Source organism: Neokomagataea thailandica NBRC 106555 (assembly GCF_001598495.1).
Lineage (GTDB): Bacteria > Pseudomonadota > Alphaproteobacteria > Acetobacterales > Acetobacteraceae > Gluconobacter > Gluconobacter thailandicus_A.
This window is the reverse complement of record NZ_BCZB01000004.1, coordinates 22312-42643: the sequence shown is the minus strand read 5'-3', so window position 1 is coordinate 42643 and position 20332 is coordinate 22312. Positions and strand designations below refer to the sequence as shown.

The window sequence follows — 20332 nt, the reverse complement described above, 5'->3', positions numbered from 1 at the left end:
GAGCTTGCGACACAAAAACAACCATCTTTTTTAGAAATCACGTTATATAAGGGGCCCTATGCCTAGCCCCGCTCTTTCGCAGCCGCATGTCGGCCTGTTCATCCTCGGCCTGATCGCCACCATTATTCTTATTGGCGTATCAATCCTTATCTCTCTTTCAGAGATTTCCTTTGCTGCAGCGCGAGACGTCCGCCTGCGCTCAAAAGCAGATGCCGGGGATCCACGGGCAATTGCCTTCTTAAAGCTTCGCCGAAATAGCGGGCAGGTCATTACGGTCTTACAAATCTGCTTGAATGCCGTTGGTGTCTTGGGCGGTATCATCAGCGATTCAATGCTGAGCGCACCACTTGCCGCTGCCTTAAAAGCCTGTGGCCTGTCTAGTACCTTGTCTGATCAACTCGGCGCCGCGCTCGGGTTTATCCTCATCACGGGCTTATTTGTTCTTTTTGCGGACTTACTGCCCAAACGTATCGCCATGAATGCGCCTGACCGCATTGCCCTCAAGGTTGGCTGGTTCCCAGCCATTGCCCTAAAGGTCTTATATCCGGCGGTTTGGGTCTTTTCCAAAATCTCAGACGCACTGCTGCGTTTCCTGAAAATTCCAGCGACAGCAACGGTTGAGCCCGTCACACCGGAAGATCTACGCGCTATTCTTGCCGCAGGCACAGCCTCGGGCATCTTGCTCGAAGAAGAGCACCAGATGATTCAGAACGTGCTTGGCCTACAAGATCGTTCCGTCACCTCCGCGATGACACCACGTGACGAAATTGTTTATCTGGACGTCCAAGAAACACCAGAAACACAACGCGATAAAGTCCGCGTACGCCCCTATTCACGGTACCCTTTGTGCAATGGCGACTTAGACCATGTGATCGGCTCCATTCGTGCTGAAGACGTGCTGGTTGCGGTGGTTGATAAGCCTCAAGATACGGAACTCCCCACACCGGGCACCAATCAAATTTTCAAAATGCGCCGTGATGTCTTGTCATTGCCAGACACGCTGAACCTGTGGGAAACACTGGCGCAATTTGACGTCAACGGCGCAGGCTTTGCTCTCATTGTTAACGAATATGGCCTCGTTGTTGGCCTCATTACTTATAAAGATATCATGGGGGCCCTGATGGATGGCCTCGTCAGCCCCTTTGAAGAACAAGCGATCGTCCGACGCGATGATAACTCGTGGCTCATTGACGGGGCGGCCCCCATCGGAGACGTCATCCGTGAACTCGATATCCCCGTTTTCGATGATGCGCAAAATTTCGATACTATTGGCGGCTTCGTCATGAACCGCTTGCGCCGTATGGCGCGTAAGGCCGATAGGGTCGACGCCGCTGGTTGCCGCTTCGAAGTGGTCGATGTCGATGGTTTCCGTATTAACCAACTCCTCGTGACACGCCTCAATGCCATCAAGGAGCGCCCGTAAATGTCGGTTTCAGAACGCTCTGCTCTGATTATCGTTGATGTACAAAATGATTTTTTACCCGGAGGCACCTTAGCCGTTCCCCACGGTGATACCATCATTCAACCCATCAATGCTTTACTCGCGCAGCCTTGGGACACGGTCATCGCAACCAAAGACTGGCACCCTCCTCAGCACTGTTCTTTCAAAGAGCAAAGCGGTGACTGGCCTGCACACTGTATTGCAGGCACAGAGGGAGCCGCATTCCCTCCAAACCTACACACCGGCACCATCCATCACATCGTACATAAGGGCCTAGACCCTCATTGCGATAGTTATTCCGCGTTTTTTGATAATAACCGCCTTCACACAACAGGCTTAGAAAACTTACTCAAAGGCTTAAAGATCACGCACCTGCATATTTGCGGCTTAGCCTTAGATGTTTGCGTCAACGCGACCATTCGTGATGCCCTAGAATGCGGCTTTCACGTCACGCTTTATACCGATGCCGTACAAGGTCTTCAAAAAGACCCGACACCACTCTTAAACAACCTTACCAAGCAAGGCGTCACACTACACGCTTCTACGATGCCATTCATGCGCGAATAACATTTTAAGCATCACTACACTTCATAACGAAGTGCCTGCGCTCTACTTGTTGACGAAGATTGAGCATGCATAGCGCCGTAAAGGTCTTCTACAAATATTAGAATTTTTGAGAAAAATTTCTACGCAATGACATGAACCTGCGTCATAAGGCTCACCCCGCAGCCGCGAGATTACGTAAATAAATGCGAAAGCGCCTTAAGAGCTTGCAGAAACTTTTGAATAACTAAAGTTACTAGCGATTAAGTCTTATATTTTTTGATTTTTTGGTGCGCCCTGCTGGATTCGAACCAGCGACCCACAGCTTAGAAGGCTGTTGCTCTATCCAACTGAGCTAAGGGCGCACAGTTGCAACAGCATCCAAAATCAGGAAGCTGTGCTTCCTAGTGGTCGGGGCGCCCGGACTCGAACCGGGGGCCTCTTGTACCCAAAACAAGCGCGCTACCAGGCTGCGCCACGCCCCGAACTGAGGCTGTGTATAGGCCTAACCAGTTCGGGGCGCAAGAGGGTATTTTTACTTTTTTTCACTTTTTGCCAGAGGGGGCACAAAAAGAGGCGCCGTATCCCACGGGAACAATACCCATGTGTCCTGAGACACCTCAGTCACATAATGATCCGTCAAAGGCTTACCGTCTGGCTTTGCGTATAAGCATGCAAAAACAGCCTTTGGCAGCATCTCACGCACAACACGTGCGGTAACCCCTGAATCAACAAGATCATCAACAATCAAAAAGCCTTCGCCATCACCAGCCGCATCTGGCGACTTAATGACCTTTGGCTCGCCCTGCGTGCCTTCTTCAGCTGCATAAGTGACGACCGAAACGCTTTCGATCAAACGGCAGCCCAATTCACGCCCCAAGATCGCCGCGGGGATCAAACCACCGCGCGTAATGGCAACGATGCCGCGAAATGGCCCATGAGCCTGCATAAGGTTAGAAGCAAGCAAACGCGCATCCCGGTGCAGCTGATCCCAGGTTACGGTCGCATAATGAACGGTTTGTGGTGTCTGTGTAGTAGTCATGCGCCTTCCTCTGCCCTCCATGACACCGATTTGCAATCGGCTTCCTGAAGAAAAAACACTATGATGAAAACATGTCACTGTCTCTCTTCAAAACAATCCCCGGGTTCCGTAGCCTCGCATTCTCGCGCCTATGCAGCCAACTCGCCTCATCCACCCTTGCTGTGGCCATCGGATGGCACCTTTATGACATGACGCATAGCGTCGCGGCTCTCGGCTATATCGGCCTTGCCCAATTCCTACCGATGGTGCCCCTCACCTTTATTTCCGGGCATGTCGCGGATCGCTTTAATAGACAGCGCGTCGTTCAAATCTGTCAGGCCCTTGAAGCTCTCACCTTGCTGGCCATGACGATTGCCACGCTCTGCCACGCACTACATCCAGCTGGAATTTACGCTCTAGGCGTTATGCTTGGCACATTGCGCAGCTTCGAAATGCCTTGCCAACAAGCCTTCCTCCCCTCCCTCACCCCCGCAGCTTTGCTGCCGCAGGCACAATCGCTCGTCACATCTCTCTTTATGGTCGCATCCATCGCAGGCCCCAGCCTGGGTGGCCTACTCTATGGTCTTGGACCCGCTGTGAGTTACGGCATTACCAGCGCGCTTTTCCTTGCAGCCTTTATCAGCACATCCAACATCCGCCTCATGACACGCGCGGCCAGCAAAGACCCTGTCACCCTGAGTTCTGTCTTTGCGGGGCTCGCATTCTTAAGCACACGCAGAGACCTACTCGGTGCAATCTCCATGGACTTATTTGCTGTCTTACTCGGCGGCGCTACAGCCATGCTCCCCGTTTATGCCGAAAGCATTCTCCACGCAGGTCCTATGGGACTCGGCCTACTCCGCGCGGCTCCAGCCATTGGCGCCCTTGGCATGTCGCTATGGCTCGCCCGCTACCCTCTGGGCCGACGCAGCGGCATGTCCATGTATTTATCGGTTTTCGTCTTTGGCGTCGCGACCATCATTTTTGGAGGCTCGCATACGATTTGGGTTTCTATCCTCGCCCTCATCACACTCGGCGCAGCCGATGTGATCAGCATGGTCGTCCGATCATCACTCGTACAATTAGCCACGCCAGACGCCATGCGTGGCCGCGTTTCTGCCGTGAACACCTTATTTATTGGCTCAAGCAATCAATTGGGAGAATTTGAAAGCGGTATGATAGGTGCAGCTATAGGACCTGAGGCCGCCGTCATTACCGGTGGCATTGGCACCATCCTTGTGGCAGCAGCATGGATACCACTTTTCCCACGCCTGTGGTCACTCGACAGACTAGAGGAAATAAAGCCAGAGTAATCTGGCTAAAGACTACTATTTTTTAAGGAAAAAAGCTGGCTCCCGAAGTAGGACTCGAACCTACGACCCAGCGATTAACAGTCGCTTGCTCTACCAACTGAGCTATTCGGGATCAGCGAGGTGGTGTTTACCCAAACAGCCGAGAGCCGTAAACCCCCTTTTTGCATTTTTTCTCAAAAAGGTACCGGTGCCTGCTGAAAACAAAAAAAGGCGCCGAAGCACCTTAAAACACCACAAGTCTATTTTTTAAGGAAAAAGGCTGGCTCCCGAAGTAGGACTCGAACCTACGACCCAGCGATTAACAGTCGCTTGCTCTACCAACTGAGCTATTCGGGACCAGCGAGATGGTGTTTACCCAAATGACCGGGAGGCGTAAACCCCCTTTCCGTCATTTTTTGAATTTTTTAATACGCTCCATATTATAGAGCGAAAACTCAGAGCTCTTCTCGCCCCTCTGTCGCTAAGCGGTCCACACGGTCATTATATTCATCACCCGAATGCCCCTTAACCCACAGCCACTCAATCTCATGCGGTTTCGCTGCCGTTAAAATACGCTGCCACAAATCCATATTCGCAACAGGATCACCCGCTGCATTGCGCCACTTCCGACGTACCCACCCCGTATGCCAGCGCGTAATACCGTTTTTAAGATACTCACTATCCGTATGCAGTCGCACCTTACAGGGACGCGTTAACGTCTCCAGCGCCTCTGCTGCAGCGGTCAACTCCATCCGGTTATTCGTGGTTTCCGGGTCTCCGCCCTTCATCTCACGCTCTTTCCCGCGATAGCTCAGTAAAACACCCCAGCCACCAGGCCCCGGATTAGGCTTACAGCCACCATCGGTCCAAATATCGACAATATTATCCTGAACGTCAGACATGACCCGCCTTAAAAAACTGCTGAAAACGCTGCATATAAGGACGTGGATCTTTCCGAACGACCAGCGCATCTTCTGGTGTGTTAATCCAATCGTACAAACGCGTTAGCACAAAACGCAGCGCTGCACCTTGGCACAGTACTGGTAAAGCCTCCCGCTCAGCACTTTCCAATGGCCGTACCTGCTCATACCCCGCGATGAATGCTGCCGCACACTCTGGGCGATATACTACCTGTCCCTCATGCTCTTCAAAGCACCAAGCATTCAGCCCAATGGCCAAATCGTAAGCCAGAATGTCCGTGCAGGCGAAATAAAAGTCGATCAGCCCTGATAAGCCGCCATCTTGAAAAAACACATTATCTGGAAACAGATCTGCATGGATTTGTCCGGTCGGCAACGCGCCTCTCTGAGGCCAATGCGGAATCACCTTTTCTAAGGCTGAAGCCACTTCATCTCCAAACCCCATACCGAGCGAATCACCGAACGCCCCACAACGCGCCAATAAAGGCCTCCATGCCTCTGCAGACAATGCATTAGACCGCTGCTGTTCATACGATTGGCCAGCCCGATGCAAAGTCGCCATTGCACGCCCAACCTGATGACAGGAATCGGGCGTTAGATCTTTCAACCCTTTCCCCTGAAGGAACGTTGTGATGACCGCTGGCCGCCCCGCAAGCAAACGTAAGGCTTGCCCATCCACACCATCAACCGGCAAGGGGCACACCACCCCTGCCCGTGACAAATGCTGCATCAAACCTAAGAACCACGGCAGTTCATCGGCCTTCATGCGCTTTTCAAAGAGCGTGAGAATATACGTCCCGCTGCTCACATTCAGCAGGAAATTACTATTCTCAACACCTTCCGCAATCCCCTGAAACGACACCAACGCCCCAAGGTCATACTCCAAGAGGAAGCGCTTTAACGCCTCCTCCGAGCACTCCGTATAAACCGCCATGGATAATCAATCAGCGCTTGTCGCCAATGGCCCCGGCAAACGGAAGCTCACGTTTTCTTTCTTCACAATGCGCTCTTCAATCTGAAGAACAAAATGCTCAGACAACGCAACAACCATCTCCTGCACCAGCGTTTCTGGCGCTGATGCCCCGGCACTAATCCCCAGCGTTTCTACGCCTTCCAGAACAGACCAATCGAGATCCGCCAATTTCGGTACCAACAACGCACGGCGCGCACCAGAACGCTCCGCCACTTCCCGCAGACGCTGCGAGTTCGACGAGTTCGGGGAACCGATTACGATGACCAGATCACTTTCCGGCGCAATCGCCTTCACAGCTTCCTGACGATTCGTCGTCGCATAACAAATATCTTCACGGCGCGGCCCTTCAATATCCGGGAAACGCGTCCGTAAAATATCAACGATTTCTGCCGTATCATCGACGGACAAGGTCGTCTGCGTGATAAAAGCCAAGCGGCTCGGATCTTCCGGCTGCACACTACGCGCTTCATCCGCATCATTGATGAGCGTGACAGCACCCTGAGGCAATTGCCCCATCGTGCCCACAACTTCCGGGTGTCCTGCATGGCCAATCATAAGAATATGGCGCTGCTCTGGACCACCACCCGCGAAGTGACGTTCAGCCTCACGATGCACCTTAGACACCAGCGGGCATGTTGCATCCAAATACAGAAGATTACGACGCTCAGCCTCAGCCGGCACCGCTTTCGGCACGCCATGCGCCGAGAAAACGACATGCCCATCGGCAGGAACTTCATCTAGTTCCTCAACGAAAATAGCGCCTTTGGCCTCAAGCCCCTCTACAACCGTGCGGTTGTGAACAATTTCATGACGTACATAAACGGGTGCGCCATAACGGCGCAACGCTTCCTCGACAACGCGAATAGCGCGGTCAACACCCGCACAAAAGCCGCGTGGCCCCGCGAGCAAAACCCGCAGCGTGCGCTGTTCGGTGGAGGAGACGTGCTCAGCAGCACGTTCAGGAGCGAGAAAAGTCTGATCTGACATGGTGTTCCCCAAAAGGGCGTAGTTCGATATGTTAGGATGCAGTATCGTCTGGATTGCGTTCTATCGCAACGCCTTGCCCACTTGTTATTATCCCTCTTCACGTTTCTGGGAGAATGAACCGAAGATGCCTTTCCTCCGGCGCCCCACACTCTCAGGAACCATTATGGTTGGCACCATACTGGCTCTCACCACAGCAATGGTCACTCTGACAGGCTGTGAAGACGAATCCAATCCAAGCCTTTTTGCCCCGGCTTGCCCACGCACTGACATCCCGACCGGCACAGCAGACCGCTTTGCCTATACCGGGAAAGATCAGGACCTGCGCAATCTTAGCGGCCACGTCCAAATCACCGCCCTATCTGGTGATTGTAGCCGCGGCCCCGATGGCCCAGACAAACAAAAAATGGTCCGTACCCGCGTTGGCCTTTCCTTCTTTATTGAACGTGGCCCCGCTGCAACGCAGGACCAAGTCACAATACCGTACTTCGTGGCTATCATGCAGAACGGCAAGATCGTTGATAAAAAAACCTTCAACGATAGCTTTACGATGGCACCAAACGTCAGCACGCAGACTGCCAAAACAGAGCTACGCCTGATTGATCTGCCAGCGTCAGAGAATTTGCAGGAAAATCCTTATACGCTCGAAGTCGGCCTACAACTGACGCATGATGAGCTGGATTATAATCGTAAACACCCACGCCCTTCTGCCTTCCGCAGCAACAGCCAGTAACCACTGGCATAAAATTCACTCCACCAGATCGGGCCGCCTTAGCGGCCCGTTTTGCCAACACATGCATTATTACGACAACGACAGGACATTGGCATGCTGCCTCCATCAAGCCGCGAACTAACCCTCCGCGGGGTTATTCTTGGCACCCTCATTACGGTGATTTTCACAGCGGCCAATGTCTATCTCGGCCTTAAAATCGGCCTGACATTTGCATCCTCGATCCCCGCCACCATCATTTCCATGGTCGTACTGCGCGTGCTCGGCAATAGCAGCATCTTGGAAAACAACCTCGTACAAACACAAGCCTCCGCAGCCGGCACATTATCGTGCGTCTTTGCGGCCTTACCCAGCCTCATTATGATCGGGTATTGGCACGAATTCCCTTATTTTCAGACATTACTCCTCACGCTTGCTGGCGGCATGACCGGCGTTATCTTCACCATTCCACTGCGCCGCGCCCTCGTCTCACGCTCCTCCTTGCCCTACCCAGAAGGCAAAGCCTGCGCCGAGATCCTGCGCGCCTCCTCTCCTGAGGGGGACGCCCAAAACCTCCGCGCCCTCATCCAAGGCAGCACCGTCTCAGCGTGCATCGCGTTTTTAACGGGCGGGCTGAAAATTCTGTCAGACGGATTCTCTATCGCGGGAAGTATCGGCGCATCTGCCTTCCGCCTAAGCGGCAGCTTTTCACTCGCACTGCTTGGCACCGGCTATCTCGTGGGCCTCGCGGGCGGCATTGCCATGCTGTTGGGCGTCTTTCTCGCTTGGGGCGTGCTCGTGCCGTATTTAGGGCACATCACCCACAGCGCACACCCACTAGCAGAGGCTAGCGGCTTGTGGCTCCATAAAGTCCGCTTCATCGGCGCTGGGGTTATCGCCATTGCCGCATTATGGACCCTTATTTCCCTCACAAAACCCGTCATACACGGCATCCGTGAAGCCCTCATCGGCACCGGATCAGACACACAAGACCCAACAGATACAGATCTTCCACCACGAATCGTCAATGGCCTGGCCATTCTTCTCGCCATCACACTCGCCGGACTCTTTACGCATTTCCTCTGGCCCGTAATGGCGCATGATACCGCCCTCATCACGCTGGTCCTACTTGGCATCGGTACGTGCTTTATTATTGGCTTCCTCGTCGCCAGTGCATGCGGCTACATGGCGGGCATTATTGGCTCTTCCTCATCCCCCATCTCCGGGATCGGAATTATCGCCATTATTCTGATCACACTCATGCTCTCTTTCCTTGAGCATACCGGCCTGATCACAGCCGCCCAACGCCCCATCGCTATTGGTTTTGGCCTCTTTATCCTCTCGGCCATCACAGCATCGGCCGCCATTTCAAACGACAACCTGCAAGACCTCAAAACAGGCCAGCTCGTTGGCGCCACACCATGGCGGCAAGAAGTGGCTCTGCTGATCGGGTGCGTTGCTGGTGCGCTGATTATTCCTTGGGTGCTGCAAACATTGTACCAAGCATACGGCTTTGCAAACGCCCCTCTACCCCATGCCGGCATGAACCCAGACCAAGTCTTAGCCGCCCCACAGCCTGCCCTCATGTCAGCCATTGCAACCGGCATCATGAATCATACGCTTGATTGGAAAATGCTCGAAATTGGCGCCGGCATTGGCATCGTCTTAGTCTTGGCTGATCTGGGTCTACGCAAAAAAAGCCTCGCGCTCCCCCCCCTCGCGGTTGGCCTCGGCCTTTACCTCCCGCCAGAAGTCTCCGTCACCATCACTGTCGGCGCGGTATTAGGCCATATCCTACGCCGTCATGCTCAAGAAAAAGGCACGATGATCGCGTCCGGCTTTATCGTTGGGGAAAGTATCATTGGCGTGGTTATCGCTGCCATCGCAGGCGGTACTGGCAACCCAGACGCACTGGCCCTACCAATCCCTGCCGCCATCCAGCCATGGCTCGGCACTATTGCTTTCCTGATGGTTATTGTCTGGTTCACCAAGACACTCATCAAAAAAGAAACGCGCCCCTCCTGACATCAGGAAGGGCGCGCCCATCATCTACCGCCTTAACTCTACGTCAGTGGTGATAAAGTCTTAGTCTTTCCACCACTGCACAGGCTCAGCCGCTTCCTGCGCTTTTGAGGGTACCTGTTCCACAGCACGCGCTGCCGGTTCCGTAAGGCGCACAGAAACCTGCTCCGGTAACGGATATTTACGCGGCCGCCCAACGGGACGTGGCGAACGCCGAGACGCCGCAACCGCATCCTCACGTGCACGATGCAACTCTGATTTCAAAGACTGAATCTGGTCTTGCGCATCACGCAAAGACTTACTCAAGTCTAAAATTTGCAGCTTCGTATGCGCTTCCCGTGTTTCAAACGTCCGCAACTGCCCCTTTAGGTCACCAACATGACGTTCAACTTCTTCGCAACGACGCTGCTCACGCTTCACAGATTGGCGTAAACGCTCAATCTCTTCATGCTCTTCTGGACCACCTGCTGCTCGCACAGCCTGCATCCGCCCACTCATCGGGCGGCCCGTTGATTGATGCTCTACAACAACCTGCCCATCCCGTACAAAACGGCGACGGCGTTCAGGTGTTTGCTGAACAGGTCTAGATGGTTTATTTGCACTTTTACCAGAACCAGCCCCTAAACGGGCTAAGGCTTCTCGCAGTTTATCTTCGCTTACCTGCTGATCGTCCTGCATTATACACTTTTTTCTATCAAAATAAGGCGTCTAATCATGACCCCGCCAATACTATAACCGAGTATGTTCGGCCCCTCGAATACAGTTCTCGACACAAGATGTGCCTTTTAAGAGAACGTTCCGGCGGAATTTTCGGAAGTCACGGCGCTGGCCACCTGCTCAAACCAGCGCTCTTGCGGGGTTTATCTAGCAAAAAAAAATATGCCTGTCACTATGAGAATGATGCCCTCAATCGTAAAGTTTTCGCTATCAAACTTAAATAAAAGACAAGCCAAAACTTATGACCATTGGCGCGGCTGCCATAAAATATCACGCGCACCATTATCATTCGCCTTGCGTGCAAACTGAAAGAAATAATCCGATAAGCGATTTAAAAAACGCACCCCAATGTCACACTCTCCACCCAAAGCCACAAGCCGCCGCTCCGCACGCCGCGTAACAGTACGGATAATATGGGCCTGTGCCGCAACCTGACCGCCACCCGGCAAAATAAAACTCGTTAATGTCGGCAAATTTTTTGCCATCTCTTCAATATGTTTTTCTAACCATGCAATTGAAGCCGCAGATAAAACAAAATCACGCCGCTCCCCCTCCTTAGGAGGCATACAAATATCTGCCCCCAAATCAAAAAGACCACCTTGGATACAACGCAGAACCTCCGCGCTCTCTGCATCCCCCTTTTCCACACGGCATAAATACTCAAGCAGGCCAATATGAGCATTTAACTCATCAACTGCCCCCATGGCCTCAACACGCCTATCGGCTTTAGACACCCGCACCCCATCACCCAATGAGGTCTGCCCACAATCTCCACCACGGGTCACAACACGATCAATCCGTATGGCCATGCCACTCCCTCAACACACCCACAAAACAGCTTTGTAACCGCTTTAAGTTCACGAACCGCAGCGCCCCACGCACATGGAGAAAACCCCCATGTGCGCGTACCCGGCTTCCTGCCTAGACCTTACTGGTGGCTACCCACATGCAAACGATGATGGCGAATCGTATGTTCTCCCATCAAATCTCGTGCCTGACTTGTGTGATTTTGCAACAACGTCGTCGTATCAGACGCCAAGGCCTTTACATTACCATTGCCGGCCCCCGTAGCGGCCGCTTTCAATGCAGATGCTAGCGCTGGCGTCGTTGCACTCACCACTTCCCGCAAGAACACACGATCATAAGCCGTACCATATAAACGCCCAACAGCCACAATATGCGCCTGATCTTCGGCATTCAAGCCTGTACTCATTTTCAAATTCGCACTCGTTGCAATCTGGGCCACCGCCTTACGATTTGTCGCATGATCCGATGCCACCGTAGCAGCAAATGCTTTCACGACATCGCTATTACTATGCGCCACCGCAAGAGCGGCAAGCGCACCCTGCTGCTGGTCCAACGTATCTAATTGCTGAAGGAGAGCCACATCCTGTGTGCTCAATGGGCTTACGGCCGAGCTAGAAGATGGCAAAGGCGGTGGCGGCGGTGCATCCACACCACACGCAGACAACCCAACCATCAATGCCACTGACGCTAATGCGGTCAAACCCGTTATAGCCTTCATGAAATCACTCCTAAAAGATACCACTGTACAACACGCCCTCACCTGCCCCACCCATATGAATGTTCTTGAGCAGATCAGAAACATGCTAGGCAAAACGTATGAAAAGATACCCTGTTCCCCCACATTCAGGATTTAACCCTCGCTTATTCCTCGTAGTGGGGAGCCTCTTTGGGGCATGCGGCGTCATGCTCGGCGCAATCTCCGCCCATTTACCCCTTCACGCTTACGCCGTACCCACCGGCCCTACCGCCCTGCATAATGCCGTTAATATGCTGATGTGGCATGCCCTCGCACTCTGCGGCATCGCCATAGGGCACCCTCTACTCTCCCCTAGATTAGGCCGCTTAGCAGGCTATGCTTTTACCGGAGGGACACTCCTCTTTGTCGTACCCGTCATCCTCTTTGCGCTCAAAGATCAGCATATTGGAGCATTATCAGTCGCACGCATTGCCCCCTATGGCGGCACACTCTTAATCCTCGGATGGCTTATAACAGCACTCGCCGCCATCACACACAAAGGACGGCTGTAATCAGCCGCGCTTTTTATGCAAATGCAGCCCCCACAACACCAGCGCTTGCACCAACAGAGCCAACAGAAAACAAAAGATTACAATTCCAACAAAAATAAACTGCTCGCGCCCTAGCCCCGTTTCAATATGAAACAACGCCGTTAAACGCTGCCACGCCATACTCCCCGCAGCGCGCTGCATCACCTGCGTGGCAGGGGACCAAAAACGAATCGCCAAAATAAAGGCAAACGTCATCCCCGTAAGGCTCAGCGTACGCCGCAGTGTTGTCGCCATACTCACTTCTGGCGCTTTCTCTTGCTCACACATTGGCCCTACCAAAGAACGGCTCTTTTTTTGTTTCGCAAATGATTGCTTCACCCAAAGACCTTTTCATCCAAAAACAGATTTGCGCTTTACTCTAGCCTTCTGCCATGATCATCGCCATGTTCAAAGAAAACTCCTTTTCAATAAGGCGTTCTTCTTTCCTGTGAAGGTTCTACAATGCGTAAAACACTTACCGCCCTCGCTGTCGCTGGCGCTTTCTTCGGTGCCCCTCTTGCATCAGCTACGCCCCATCCCACTCCACATGTCAGCGAAACATCTGCGGCTCCTATCGCAGCCCCCTACCCTGATTCTTCTTTAGCCTCCGTTCAAGTCAAAGAAGCCTTCGCAACAGCGAAAAAAACAGGCCGGAAAGTCCTCCTAGACTTCGGTGCGAATTGGTGCCCAGATTGCCGCATGCTTGCTGGTGTTTTCGCGCTACCAGACGCACAAGGCTGGCTTGAAAGTCAATTCGTCATCGTCCCCGTAAACGTAGACCGCTTTACCCACAACATGGACATCGCCCTCAAATACGGCGTGAAGGTCAAAGCGATTCCAACCGTCATTCTCCTGACGGCAGAAGGCAAACCACTCAACGGTGATGCCTCACTCGCCCTTGGCAATGCGCGTACCATGTCTCCACAAGCAACACTGGACCTGATTTCCTCATGGAATCAGCGCGGTTAATCAAAGGGACTTCTCTGCTTCATACGCTGGAGCAGAGAGGCCACCTTTTGTATAAGTCACATGCATTGTGTGGTGATAATGACGGACAGCCACACCATAAACACTAGTCGGCCCATACCGCAGCGTTTTCAAAAAACCCAACGTATTGTGTACTGTTTTTGGGTCTGTGGGTGACAAAATCGTGCAATTTTCAAGACGGCCAGTGTCAATAATAGGCCGAGTAGTCTGGCGCATGGGAATGACAATATCATGACCAAGTTATTTAATGTCGGGGCAAGCCTACCTGAACCAAAACCAAGGCCTTACGAGATAGAGGAAAGGCATCGATTTTCTCCAGATGAGAGCGACTTTGACCGGATAAAAAACCACCCGCGCCTAATGTTTTCATGCGATCCAGAATATCAAAAAATGATAGATGAAGCTGTATGGCTTAATTTGATGGATGGATCGCCTATGTATTTGAAATAATTCAATAAAAATCATTTTTCCAAGGCCTATTTCCGCTGGCCCTGGATGGAAAATATAGTTGAAAACTTTGATAAATCTGGCGAACGACCCACACTTTGAAAGTGGAAAAAAATTGAAAACAAAGTTCCCATACCATCGAGTGTGTTTTTTAGTTCATGGGTAGAGGAAGTATACACTCTTGTACGTGCACTATCGGATATGAGATCGTTTCGAGGCATACTGGACTTCAATCCAGAAGCGCGTTTCTTTTCACTTTTTACCTGTGATGGTGCATCTAAAATGGAGCAGGAACTATGTTCAGAGCGCAATAAGAGAATTATGCAAGCTATCAAGGAAGATGATCTAGATAACTATCTTTCAACGTATCCGCTCGACTATTCTATGGTGGAATATGTACAAAACCGAAAATTCAATCCGATCATGCTTCATGGTTTAAAAGCCATCCCATAAGTTCCAAACCAAAAAATTTCAGAGGCTTCTATAAAAAACGACCCTACATCAAAATTTATCCGCAGTTTTCGGACAAATTCATATCCCACGAAATCCCGTATCAGCCCACTAATCCCGGTTCCGTTACAGTTCCACTCCTACTGTCCCCTTACAGCCAACCACGCTAATATCACACATGACATCAAGCGTATGTTCAGACCCATGACTGGATAAAGAATTATACGCACGGCACGATGACGTGGCCAAAGAAAACACGATAATGACATACGAGTAATTATACTTCGTAAACCTCACCAGCGCATAAAAAGCTTCAGTCAGTCCCATAAACGATGAGACCAGTTGCTCCGCCCTAAGAAAGCAATACTTTCTCCGCCTCCTGCACGACACCAGTCAAAGCCCCCTCTTCAAACGGAGACACCAACTCAGCCTCCGCAACCAAAGCGGCAAAAGGCTTAGAGCCACCCTGCGCACAAAGCTGACGATAAACCGCCAAAGTACCCTCTTGGTCCTGCCGCGCCCCTAACCAAAGCTGCAACGCACAACACTGCGCCAAAGCGTAATCGATGTAATAAAACGGCAAGCGATAGATATGTAGTTGAGCCTGCCAACGGCCACCTGCCGCCGGATACGCTAAATCACCCCAATCGCGCCACGGCATATACTCTTTTTCCAGACGCGCCCATGTCGCATGGCGCTCCGCCGCAGACATCGTCGGGTTCGCATACACCTCATGCTGAAAGTGATCGACACATGCGCCATATGGGAAGAACGACAGCGCATCAATCAAATGCATGGCACGGTATCGATCTGCCGCTCCGTCTTCGACCAAGCCACCAATTTCCGGCCATGTCAGAAACTCTAACCCCATCGAGTGAATTTCCGCCGCCTCCATCGTCGGCCATGCCTGATCGACCCACGGCAAATCACGGCTTTTCCAATTTTGATACGCATGCCCCATCTCATGGGTAAACACGCCAATATCATTATGTGTCCCGTTAAAATTGGCGAAAATATAGGGCACACCCTCCGTCGGGAACGATGTGCAAAAACCACCGCCCGCTTTCCCATCACGGTTCTTTAAGTCCAAATACCCCTGATCACGCATCATGGCATAAAATTCGGCCATACCACCGGACTCATCCAGCGCACGGAACATCTCTTCCGCCCGTGCAACCAACACATCATGATCCCCCGCAGGCCCTGGGTTGCCCTTCGGGTCAATCAATGCCTCATCCCACGCTTGCACACGGTCCCACCCCATTTGCAAACGACGACGCTCCAAAATCGCCTGCACCAAAGGCGTCACATGCGTACGAATTTTCTCACGAAACGCCGCAACCTGCTCCGGCCCATAATCCGTCCGGCGCATACGACGATAGCCAAGCTCAATAAAGTTCTTGAACCCTAATGTCGTCGCCATCCGGTCCCGCAGCGTGACCAACCGGCCATATATATCATCAAGCTTAGCGCCATTCTCCGCGAAGAACCCCCAGCGCGCCTGATCTGCCTCATGCCGCGTTTCACGATCCAAAGACTGCGCATAAGGCACCAAGCCTGACAAATTATACGTCTTTCCACGAAAAACGATCTTCGCACTGGCTAACAAGGCTGTGTATTCGCCCGTCAACCGCGCTTCTTCTTCCAAATCTGCACTAATTTCTGGCGCAAAAACCGTCGCATCGGCTTCCCACAGTGCAATAACATGTGGCGTCAGCACGGCTTCCAGCTCTGCGCGATCAACCTCGTTTAAAAAACGGTTCTTCAGCCGTGTTTCATAATCTGCCGCGACCGGACCAAGCTTATCTGCATAATCACGCTCCGCCTGCGCATGCTCATCGTGCGTATGCCGTGAAAACTGCAAATGCACATAGGACGCCCATGCCTCATAAGCACGCCGCCCCTGATCAAACTGCAAGAGCGCATCTTCAAGCTGCCCAGCATCCAGCAAAGCCACCACAACATCATGCTGTGCCTGCAAAGAAGCCTCATCAGGGCGAAGAAAAGAGAGAGCCGAAAAGGACGAAATATGCGTTTTCATAATAGCAACCCTGCCACCACAAGCACCAAACGTCACGCCTTATCCGCACACATTTCAGCTAGGACACAAAACATCCCAGATGAGACGTTACATGATCACTTTACTGATAGATCGCCACGCCCAGCATACGCACACTTTTGGAAGATTATTTTCTCAAACAAGGAACAGCAACAATTAATTAAAAGTGACAAAATCCACGAATATATTTGCATAATCAAAAAATAAGTACATTATAATTGAATAGATATATTCAAAATTGGACCCCACGATGTTCTTGAAAAAAATAGGCGTCTATCGGACACGGTTATCACAATCCCTACGAAACATCATGCGTCCTACCCCCCTTACTTCAAACCTATCTCCAAATACTACTTGGTCCCCTCCACACGAGGGCACACCATCTTTTGCAGACCTCAGCGAGGCTCCAAACCCTTCTCTCATTCCTCCCCTCGATCGCCCCGATATTAACGAGACCGAACTCACCAAAAATCAAAAAGAATGGCGCGAAAATGGCGTTCTCATCAAAAGAAATTTTCTCCCAGACGCCCTTATGGACGCCTATATTGCACGGCGCGACAAACTAAAAGACGAAGACCCTAATAAATATATCGGAGGCTGGTCATCCCCCACTCCCTATATCCACGTACCCGAAATTAAAGCTCTGGCATTATTCAAACCTTTGAGTGACCTTCTCGAAGAAATACTGACCGAACCTGCCATGCTCCATTTATCACTAACAGGATGGGCCAGCACCGAGCGAGACTGGCATCAGGATGACTATTTAAACCCCGAACATGTCAATGGCTGGTATCTTGCCGTTTGGATCGCTCTGGGAGATATCCATGAAGAATGCGGCCCCTTCGAATATATTCCCGGTTCGCACACATGGCCTCTGATGCGCCAAGATAAAGTAAAACGCTGGATGCACCCCACTGAAAGAGATCATCGCACGCCGGAAGGATTTGATACTTGGCCAAAAACATCAGAGCGATTTGTCGTTCCCGCAATCCATAATGAGATCACAGAACGTGGCCAAGCCACACAAAAATTCATTGCCAAAAAAGGTGATATTCTCATCTGGCATGGACGCCTCATGCACCGAGGCAGCCCTGCATCAGCGCCTTGGCCAGCATGTATGCGCCCAGCTTTAATTTGCCACTATTCCGGCATTAGTCGCAAGGATATGGCCCATCTCAAGCGCCAAACAGCCGATGGCAGCTATTATGCACAGTTCGACTTCCCCCTTGTCTAGCATACCGTCCGGCGCAATTCCGCTCTAACGAATAGCCCGGACAAAAGCCTCAATACGCCGGCACGCTTCCGCCAAATCTTCATCAGAGGCCGCAAAAGATAAGCGCAAATGCGACCCCAACCCAAAAGCAGCACCCGGCACCGTCGCCACATGAGATTCTTCTAACAACGCCTCCGCAAAGGCCACATCATGCGACAAAACCCGCCCCTGCCCACTCGTGCCTCCCAACAAAGCCGCAATCCCCGGATACGCATAAAACGCCCCCTGGGGCATCGCACAGCTCAAGCCGGGGATCGTCCTCAGCGCAGCCACAACCTTATTGCGCCGCCGCTCATAGGTCTCACGCATGAGAGCAATACCATCGCCGCCATCATTCAACGCAGCAACAGCGCCAGCCTGCGCCAGCGTACACACACCAGAGGTTGCATTGCCCTGCACCGCAATCATCGCTGCAATTAACGGCGCCGGACCACACGCAAAACCAACACGCCACCCCGTCATCGCGTAGGCTTTCGCCACACCATTCACGACCAGAACACGATCAGCCAAATCCGGCGCGACCGACAAGAGCGAGACATGCTGACGCCCATCAAACGTCAGATGCTCATAAATCTCGTCACACATCACCATGACATGAGGCGCATCCCGCAGCACCTCGGCCAGCGCCTCAAGATCTGCACGTTCTAAAATGGCACCGCTTGGATTATTCGGAAAATTCAGAACCAACCAACGTGTTTTCGGCGTAATGGCCACACGAATGTCCTCCGGGTCAGGACGAAACCCATCTTCCTCCCGGCAAGGGACTTCGACACTCCGCCCACCAAACATTTGTGCAATAAGCGGATAGCTCACCCAATATGGCGCAGGGACAACAACCTCATCCCCATCATCAATAGTCGCCATGAACGCATTGAAAATAACCTGCTTGCCGCCATTGGCCACCATGATCTGACTCGCAGTAGCCGTAACGCCATTATCCCGCAACAACTTCGCCTGAATAGCTTCGATAAGCGCCTTCTGACCGGGGATCGGTGGATACCCCGTATCACCTGCTAACCCCGCCGCATAAGCCGCCTCAACAGCAACGGCAGGTGACGCAAAATCCGGCTGGCCCAAGGCGAGTGAAATAACATTCGCCCCCGCCGCACGCAGTTCACGGGCTTTTGCCGCCATGGCAATAGTCGCTGGCTTAGGCAAAGTCGCGATACGTGCAGCAGGACGAAACATCTTAGCAGGCTCCAGATCAAACAAGACTACGGCAAAAACTTTGAATACGCGTGCACGCTTCACGCAGAAGCTCCGTGCTCGTCGCATAGGACACACGGAAATAACCCGGCGTCAAAAATGCACTACCATGCACAGCCGCCACGCCTGTCTCATCCAGCAGCGCGGTCACAAAAGCCTCGTCCGTGTCCAGCACAACACCCTTAGGCGTCGTCTTCCCCAAAACCCCGGCGACAGACGGGAACGCATAAAAGGCACCCTCTGGCATCTGGCACGACAAGCCGGGAGCATCATTCAGCATGCCCACCACCACATCACGCCGCTCTTTATAAACCGACACCATTTCCGCAATGAAGTCCTGCGGCCCTGTCACCGCTGCCAAGGCCGCAGCCTGCGCGATGGAACATGTGTTGCTCGTGCTCTGCCCCTGCAACTTCACCAATTGCTTCGTAAATGCCGACGGTGCCGCCGAAACACCAATACGCCAGCCCGTCATGGCATAGGCTTTGGACACACCATTCATCGTGACCGTACGCTCACGCAAACGCGGCTCAACCTGCACAACCGTCTGCGCGGCTTCACTGCCATACATAAGCTTCGCATACATATCATCGGTCAACACCCACACATGCGGATGCTCCAACAACACATCCGTCAACGCACGCAGATGCTCTTCACGATACACCGCACCCGTCGGGTTACTGGGCGAATTCAGCATCAGCCACTTCGTCTTCGGCGTAATCGCCGCACGAAGCTGCTCTGCCGTCATGCGAAAACCATTCTCCGGCGCAGTCTGCACCAAAACAGGCTCACCATCCGCAAGCTTCACAATATCCGGATAAGACACCCATGCTGGCGCAGGAATAATGACTTCATCACCCGCATTCAGCGTGGCCGCCATCACGTTATAAATCACCTGCTTACCGCCGGTCGAAACACAGATTTCGTCCGCCGTATAATCCAGCCCGAAATCACGGTTCAACCATTCCGCAACGGCCTTCCGCAAAGGCGCCGTGCCAGCAACATCCGTATATTTCGTCTCACCCGCCTGAATAGCGCGGATCGCCGCCTCTTTTACAAAATCAGGCGTATCAAAATCAGGCTCACCTGCGGAAAGGCTAATAATATCCTTCCCTGCGGCACGTAGCTCACGCGCTTTTTGCGTAATGGCAACCGTTTGACTCGGCGTAACACGCTGTAAGCGCTCGGCGATGATGGACATGCTCTCAGTTCCAA

At 52.4% G+C, this 20332-nt stretch carries 21 protein-coding genes and 4 tRNA genes; 9 read left to right on the top strand and 16 right to left on the bottom strand.

The annotated features are described in order from the left end of the window. Positions 1–58: 58 nt before the first annotated feature. Complete coding sequence (locus tag NTH01S_RS02330) at positions 59–1423, top strand: hemolysin family protein (RefSeq protein ID WP_068168819.1); 1365 nt, start codon at positions 59–61, stop codon at positions 1421–1423. After that, entirely contained in the window at positions 1424–2008 is a 585-nt protein-coding gene (locus NTH01S_RS02325) for a nicotinamidase (RefSeq protein WP_068168816.1), read from the top strand. Between the two features lie 264 nt (positions 2009–2272). On the opposite strand, the gene NTH01S_RS02320 is transcribed toward NTH01S_RS02325, so the two are convergent. From NTH01S_RS02320 to gpt, 3 genes are all read right to left on the bottom strand, one after another. After that, positions 2273–2349 (bottom strand) — tRNA-Arg (locus NTH01S_RS02320). A gap of 43 nt (positions 2350–2392) precedes the next feature. Then, a tRNA-Pro gene (locus NTH01S_RS02315) sits at positions 2393–2469 on the bottom strand. Between the two features lie 50 nt (positions 2470–2519). Then, positions 2520–3026: a xanthine phosphoribosyltransferase gene (gene gpt, locus NTH01S_RS02310; protein WP_068168813.1), complete on the bottom strand. Its 507-nt coding sequence runs from the start codon at positions 3024–3026 to the stop codon at positions 2520–2522. 71 nt (positions 3027–3097) lie between these two features. Here gpt and NTH01S_RS02305 point away from each other — a divergent pair, with 71 nt between their 5' ends. After that, positions 3098–4318: an MFS transporter gene (locus tag NTH01S_RS02305; RefSeq protein ID WP_068168809.1), complete on the top strand. Its 1221-nt coding sequence runs from the start codon at positions 3098–3100 to the stop codon at positions 4316–4318. Positions 4319–4354: 36 nt separating this feature from the next. On the opposite strand, the gene NTH01S_RS02300 is transcribed toward NTH01S_RS02305, so the two are convergent. From NTH01S_RS02300 to ispH, 5 genes are all read right to left on the bottom strand, one after another. Continuing rightward, a tRNA-Asn gene (locus tag NTH01S_RS02300) sits at positions 4355–4430 on the bottom strand. 148 nt (positions 4431–4578) lie between these two features. Next, positions 4579–4654: transfer RNA gene (locus NTH01S_RS02295), tRNA-Asn, on the bottom strand. Between the two features lie 98 nt (positions 4655–4752). Beyond that, positions 4753–5199, bottom strand: a complete 447-nt coding sequence (gene rnhA, locus NTH01S_RS02290; protein WP_068168806.1) for a ribonuclease HI — start codon at positions 5197–5199, stop codon at positions 4753–4755. After that, entirely contained in the window at positions 5192–6151 is a 960-nt protein-coding gene (locus NTH01S_RS02285; RefSeq protein WP_068168803.1) for a homoserine kinase, read from the bottom strand. Before NTH01S_RS02285 ends, rnhA begins: the two co-directional genes overlap by 8 nt. 6 nt (positions 6152–6157) lie before the next feature. Next, positions 6158–7177 carry a 4-hydroxy-3-methylbut-2-enyl diphosphate reductase gene (gene ispH / locus NTH01S_RS02280; protein ID WP_068168801.1) on the bottom strand — a complete coding sequence of 340 codons (1020 nt, stop codon included), beginning with the start codon at positions 7175–7177 and terminating at the stop codon, positions 6158–6160. A 124-nt stretch (positions 7178–7301) separates the two neighbouring features. Here ispH and NTH01S_RS02275 point away from each other — a divergent pair, with 124 nt between their 5' ends. Beyond that, a complete protein-coding gene (locus NTH01S_RS02275) occupies positions 7302–7907 on the top strand; it encodes a hypothetical protein (protein WP_068168799.1) in 606 nt (201 codons plus the stop codon). Between the two features lie 93 nt (positions 7908–8000). Further along, complete coding sequence (locus tag NTH01S_RS02270) at positions 8001–9908, top strand: OPT family oligopeptide transporter (RefSeq protein WP_068168796.1); 1908 nt, start codon at positions 8001–8003, stop codon at positions 9906–9908. Positions 9909–9968: 60 nt separating this feature from the next. Here NTH01S_RS02270 and NTH01S_RS02265 read toward each other — a convergent pair whose 3' ends face one another. The 3 genes from NTH01S_RS02265 to NTH01S_RS02255 all read right to left on the bottom strand — a co-directional run bounded on the left by NTH01S_RS02265 (position 9969) and on the right by NTH01S_RS02255 (position 12147). Continuing rightward, positions 9969–10583: a hypothetical protein gene (locus NTH01S_RS02265; protein WP_068168794.1), complete on the bottom strand. Its 615-nt coding sequence runs from the start codon at positions 10581–10583 to the stop codon at positions 9969–9971. A gap of 278 nt (positions 10584–10861) precedes the next feature. Continuing rightward, positions 10862–11431: a cob(I)yrinic acid a,c-diamide adenosyltransferase gene (locus tag NTH01S_RS02260; protein WP_068168791.1), complete on the bottom strand. Its 570-nt coding sequence runs from the start codon at positions 11429–11431 to the stop codon at positions 10862–10864. A 119-nt stretch (positions 11432–11550) separates the two neighbouring features. Next, positions 11551–12147, bottom strand: coding sequence for a DUF4142 domain-containing protein (locus NTH01S_RS02255; protein ID WP_068168786.1), 597 nt, complete (start codon positions 12145–12147; stop codon positions 11551–11553). Between the two features lie 98 nt (positions 12148–12245). Between NTH01S_RS02255 and NTH01S_RS02250 the strand changes: the two genes are divergently transcribed. Next, complete coding sequence (locus NTH01S_RS02250) at positions 12246–12677, top strand: DUF423 domain-containing protein (protein WP_068168782.1); 432 nt, start codon at positions 12246–12248, stop codon at positions 12675–12677. On the opposite strand, the gene NTH01S_RS02245 is transcribed toward NTH01S_RS02250, so the two are convergent. Further along, positions 12678–13034, bottom strand: a complete 357-nt coding sequence (locus NTH01S_RS02245) for a hypothetical protein (protein WP_245642073.1) — start codon at positions 13032–13034, stop codon at positions 12678–12680. A gap of 123 nt (positions 13035–13157) precedes the next feature. Between NTH01S_RS02245 and NTH01S_RS02240 the strand changes: the two genes are divergently transcribed. Then, positions 13158–13664, top strand: a complete 507-nt coding sequence (locus tag NTH01S_RS02240; RefSeq protein WP_068168779.1) for a thioredoxin family protein — start codon at positions 13158–13160, stop codon at positions 13662–13664. Here the strand turns inward: NTH01S_RS02240 and NTH01S_RS02235 are convergent, their stop codons facing one another. After that, complete coding sequence (locus NTH01S_RS02235; RefSeq protein WP_068168776.1) at positions 13665–13898, bottom strand: hypothetical protein; 234 nt, start codon at positions 13896–13898, stop codon at positions 13665–13667. Positions 13899–13913: 15 nt separating this feature from the next. Here NTH01S_RS02235 and NTH01S_RS02230 point away from each other — a divergent pair, with 15 nt between their 5' ends. Further along, positions 13914–14132: a hypothetical protein gene (locus NTH01S_RS02230; RefSeq protein WP_068168771.1), complete on the top strand. Its 219-nt coding sequence runs from the start codon at positions 13914–13916 to the stop codon at positions 14130–14132. Positions 14133–14931: 799 nt separating this feature from the next. Here the strand turns inward: NTH01S_RS02230 and NTH01S_RS02220 are convergent. Next, a complete protein-coding gene (locus NTH01S_RS02220; RefSeq protein ID WP_068169100.1) occupies positions 14932–16620 on the bottom strand; it encodes a M3 family oligoendopeptidase in 1689 nt (562 codons plus the stop codon). A 268-nt stretch (positions 16621–16888) separates the two neighbouring features. Here NTH01S_RS02220 and NTH01S_RS02215 point away from each other — a divergent pair, with 268 nt between their 5' ends. Next, the gene (locus tag NTH01S_RS02215; RefSeq protein WP_084366886.1) at positions 16889–17872 is read left to right on the top strand and encodes a phytanoyl-CoA dioxygenase family protein; all 984 of its coding nucleotides are present in this window, start codon (positions 16889–16891) and stop codon (positions 17870–17872) included. A gap of 24 nt (positions 17873–17896) precedes the next feature. On the opposite strand, the gene NTH01S_RS02210 is transcribed toward NTH01S_RS02215, so the two are convergent. Both NTH01S_RS02210 and NTH01S_RS02205 read right to left on the bottom strand, forming a co-directional pair. Beyond that, positions 17897–19099, bottom strand: a complete 1203-nt coding sequence (locus NTH01S_RS02210) for a pyridoxal phosphate-dependent aminotransferase (protein ID WP_068169097.1) — start codon at positions 19097–19099, stop codon at positions 17897–17899. A gap of 16 nt (positions 19100–19115) precedes the next feature. Continuing rightward, positions 19116–20318: a pyridoxal phosphate-dependent aminotransferase gene (locus NTH01S_RS02205; RefSeq protein ID WP_068168762.1), complete on the bottom strand. Its 1203-nt coding sequence runs from the start codon at positions 20316–20318 to the stop codon at positions 19116–19118. Positions 20319–20332 lie beyond the last annotated feature (14 nt).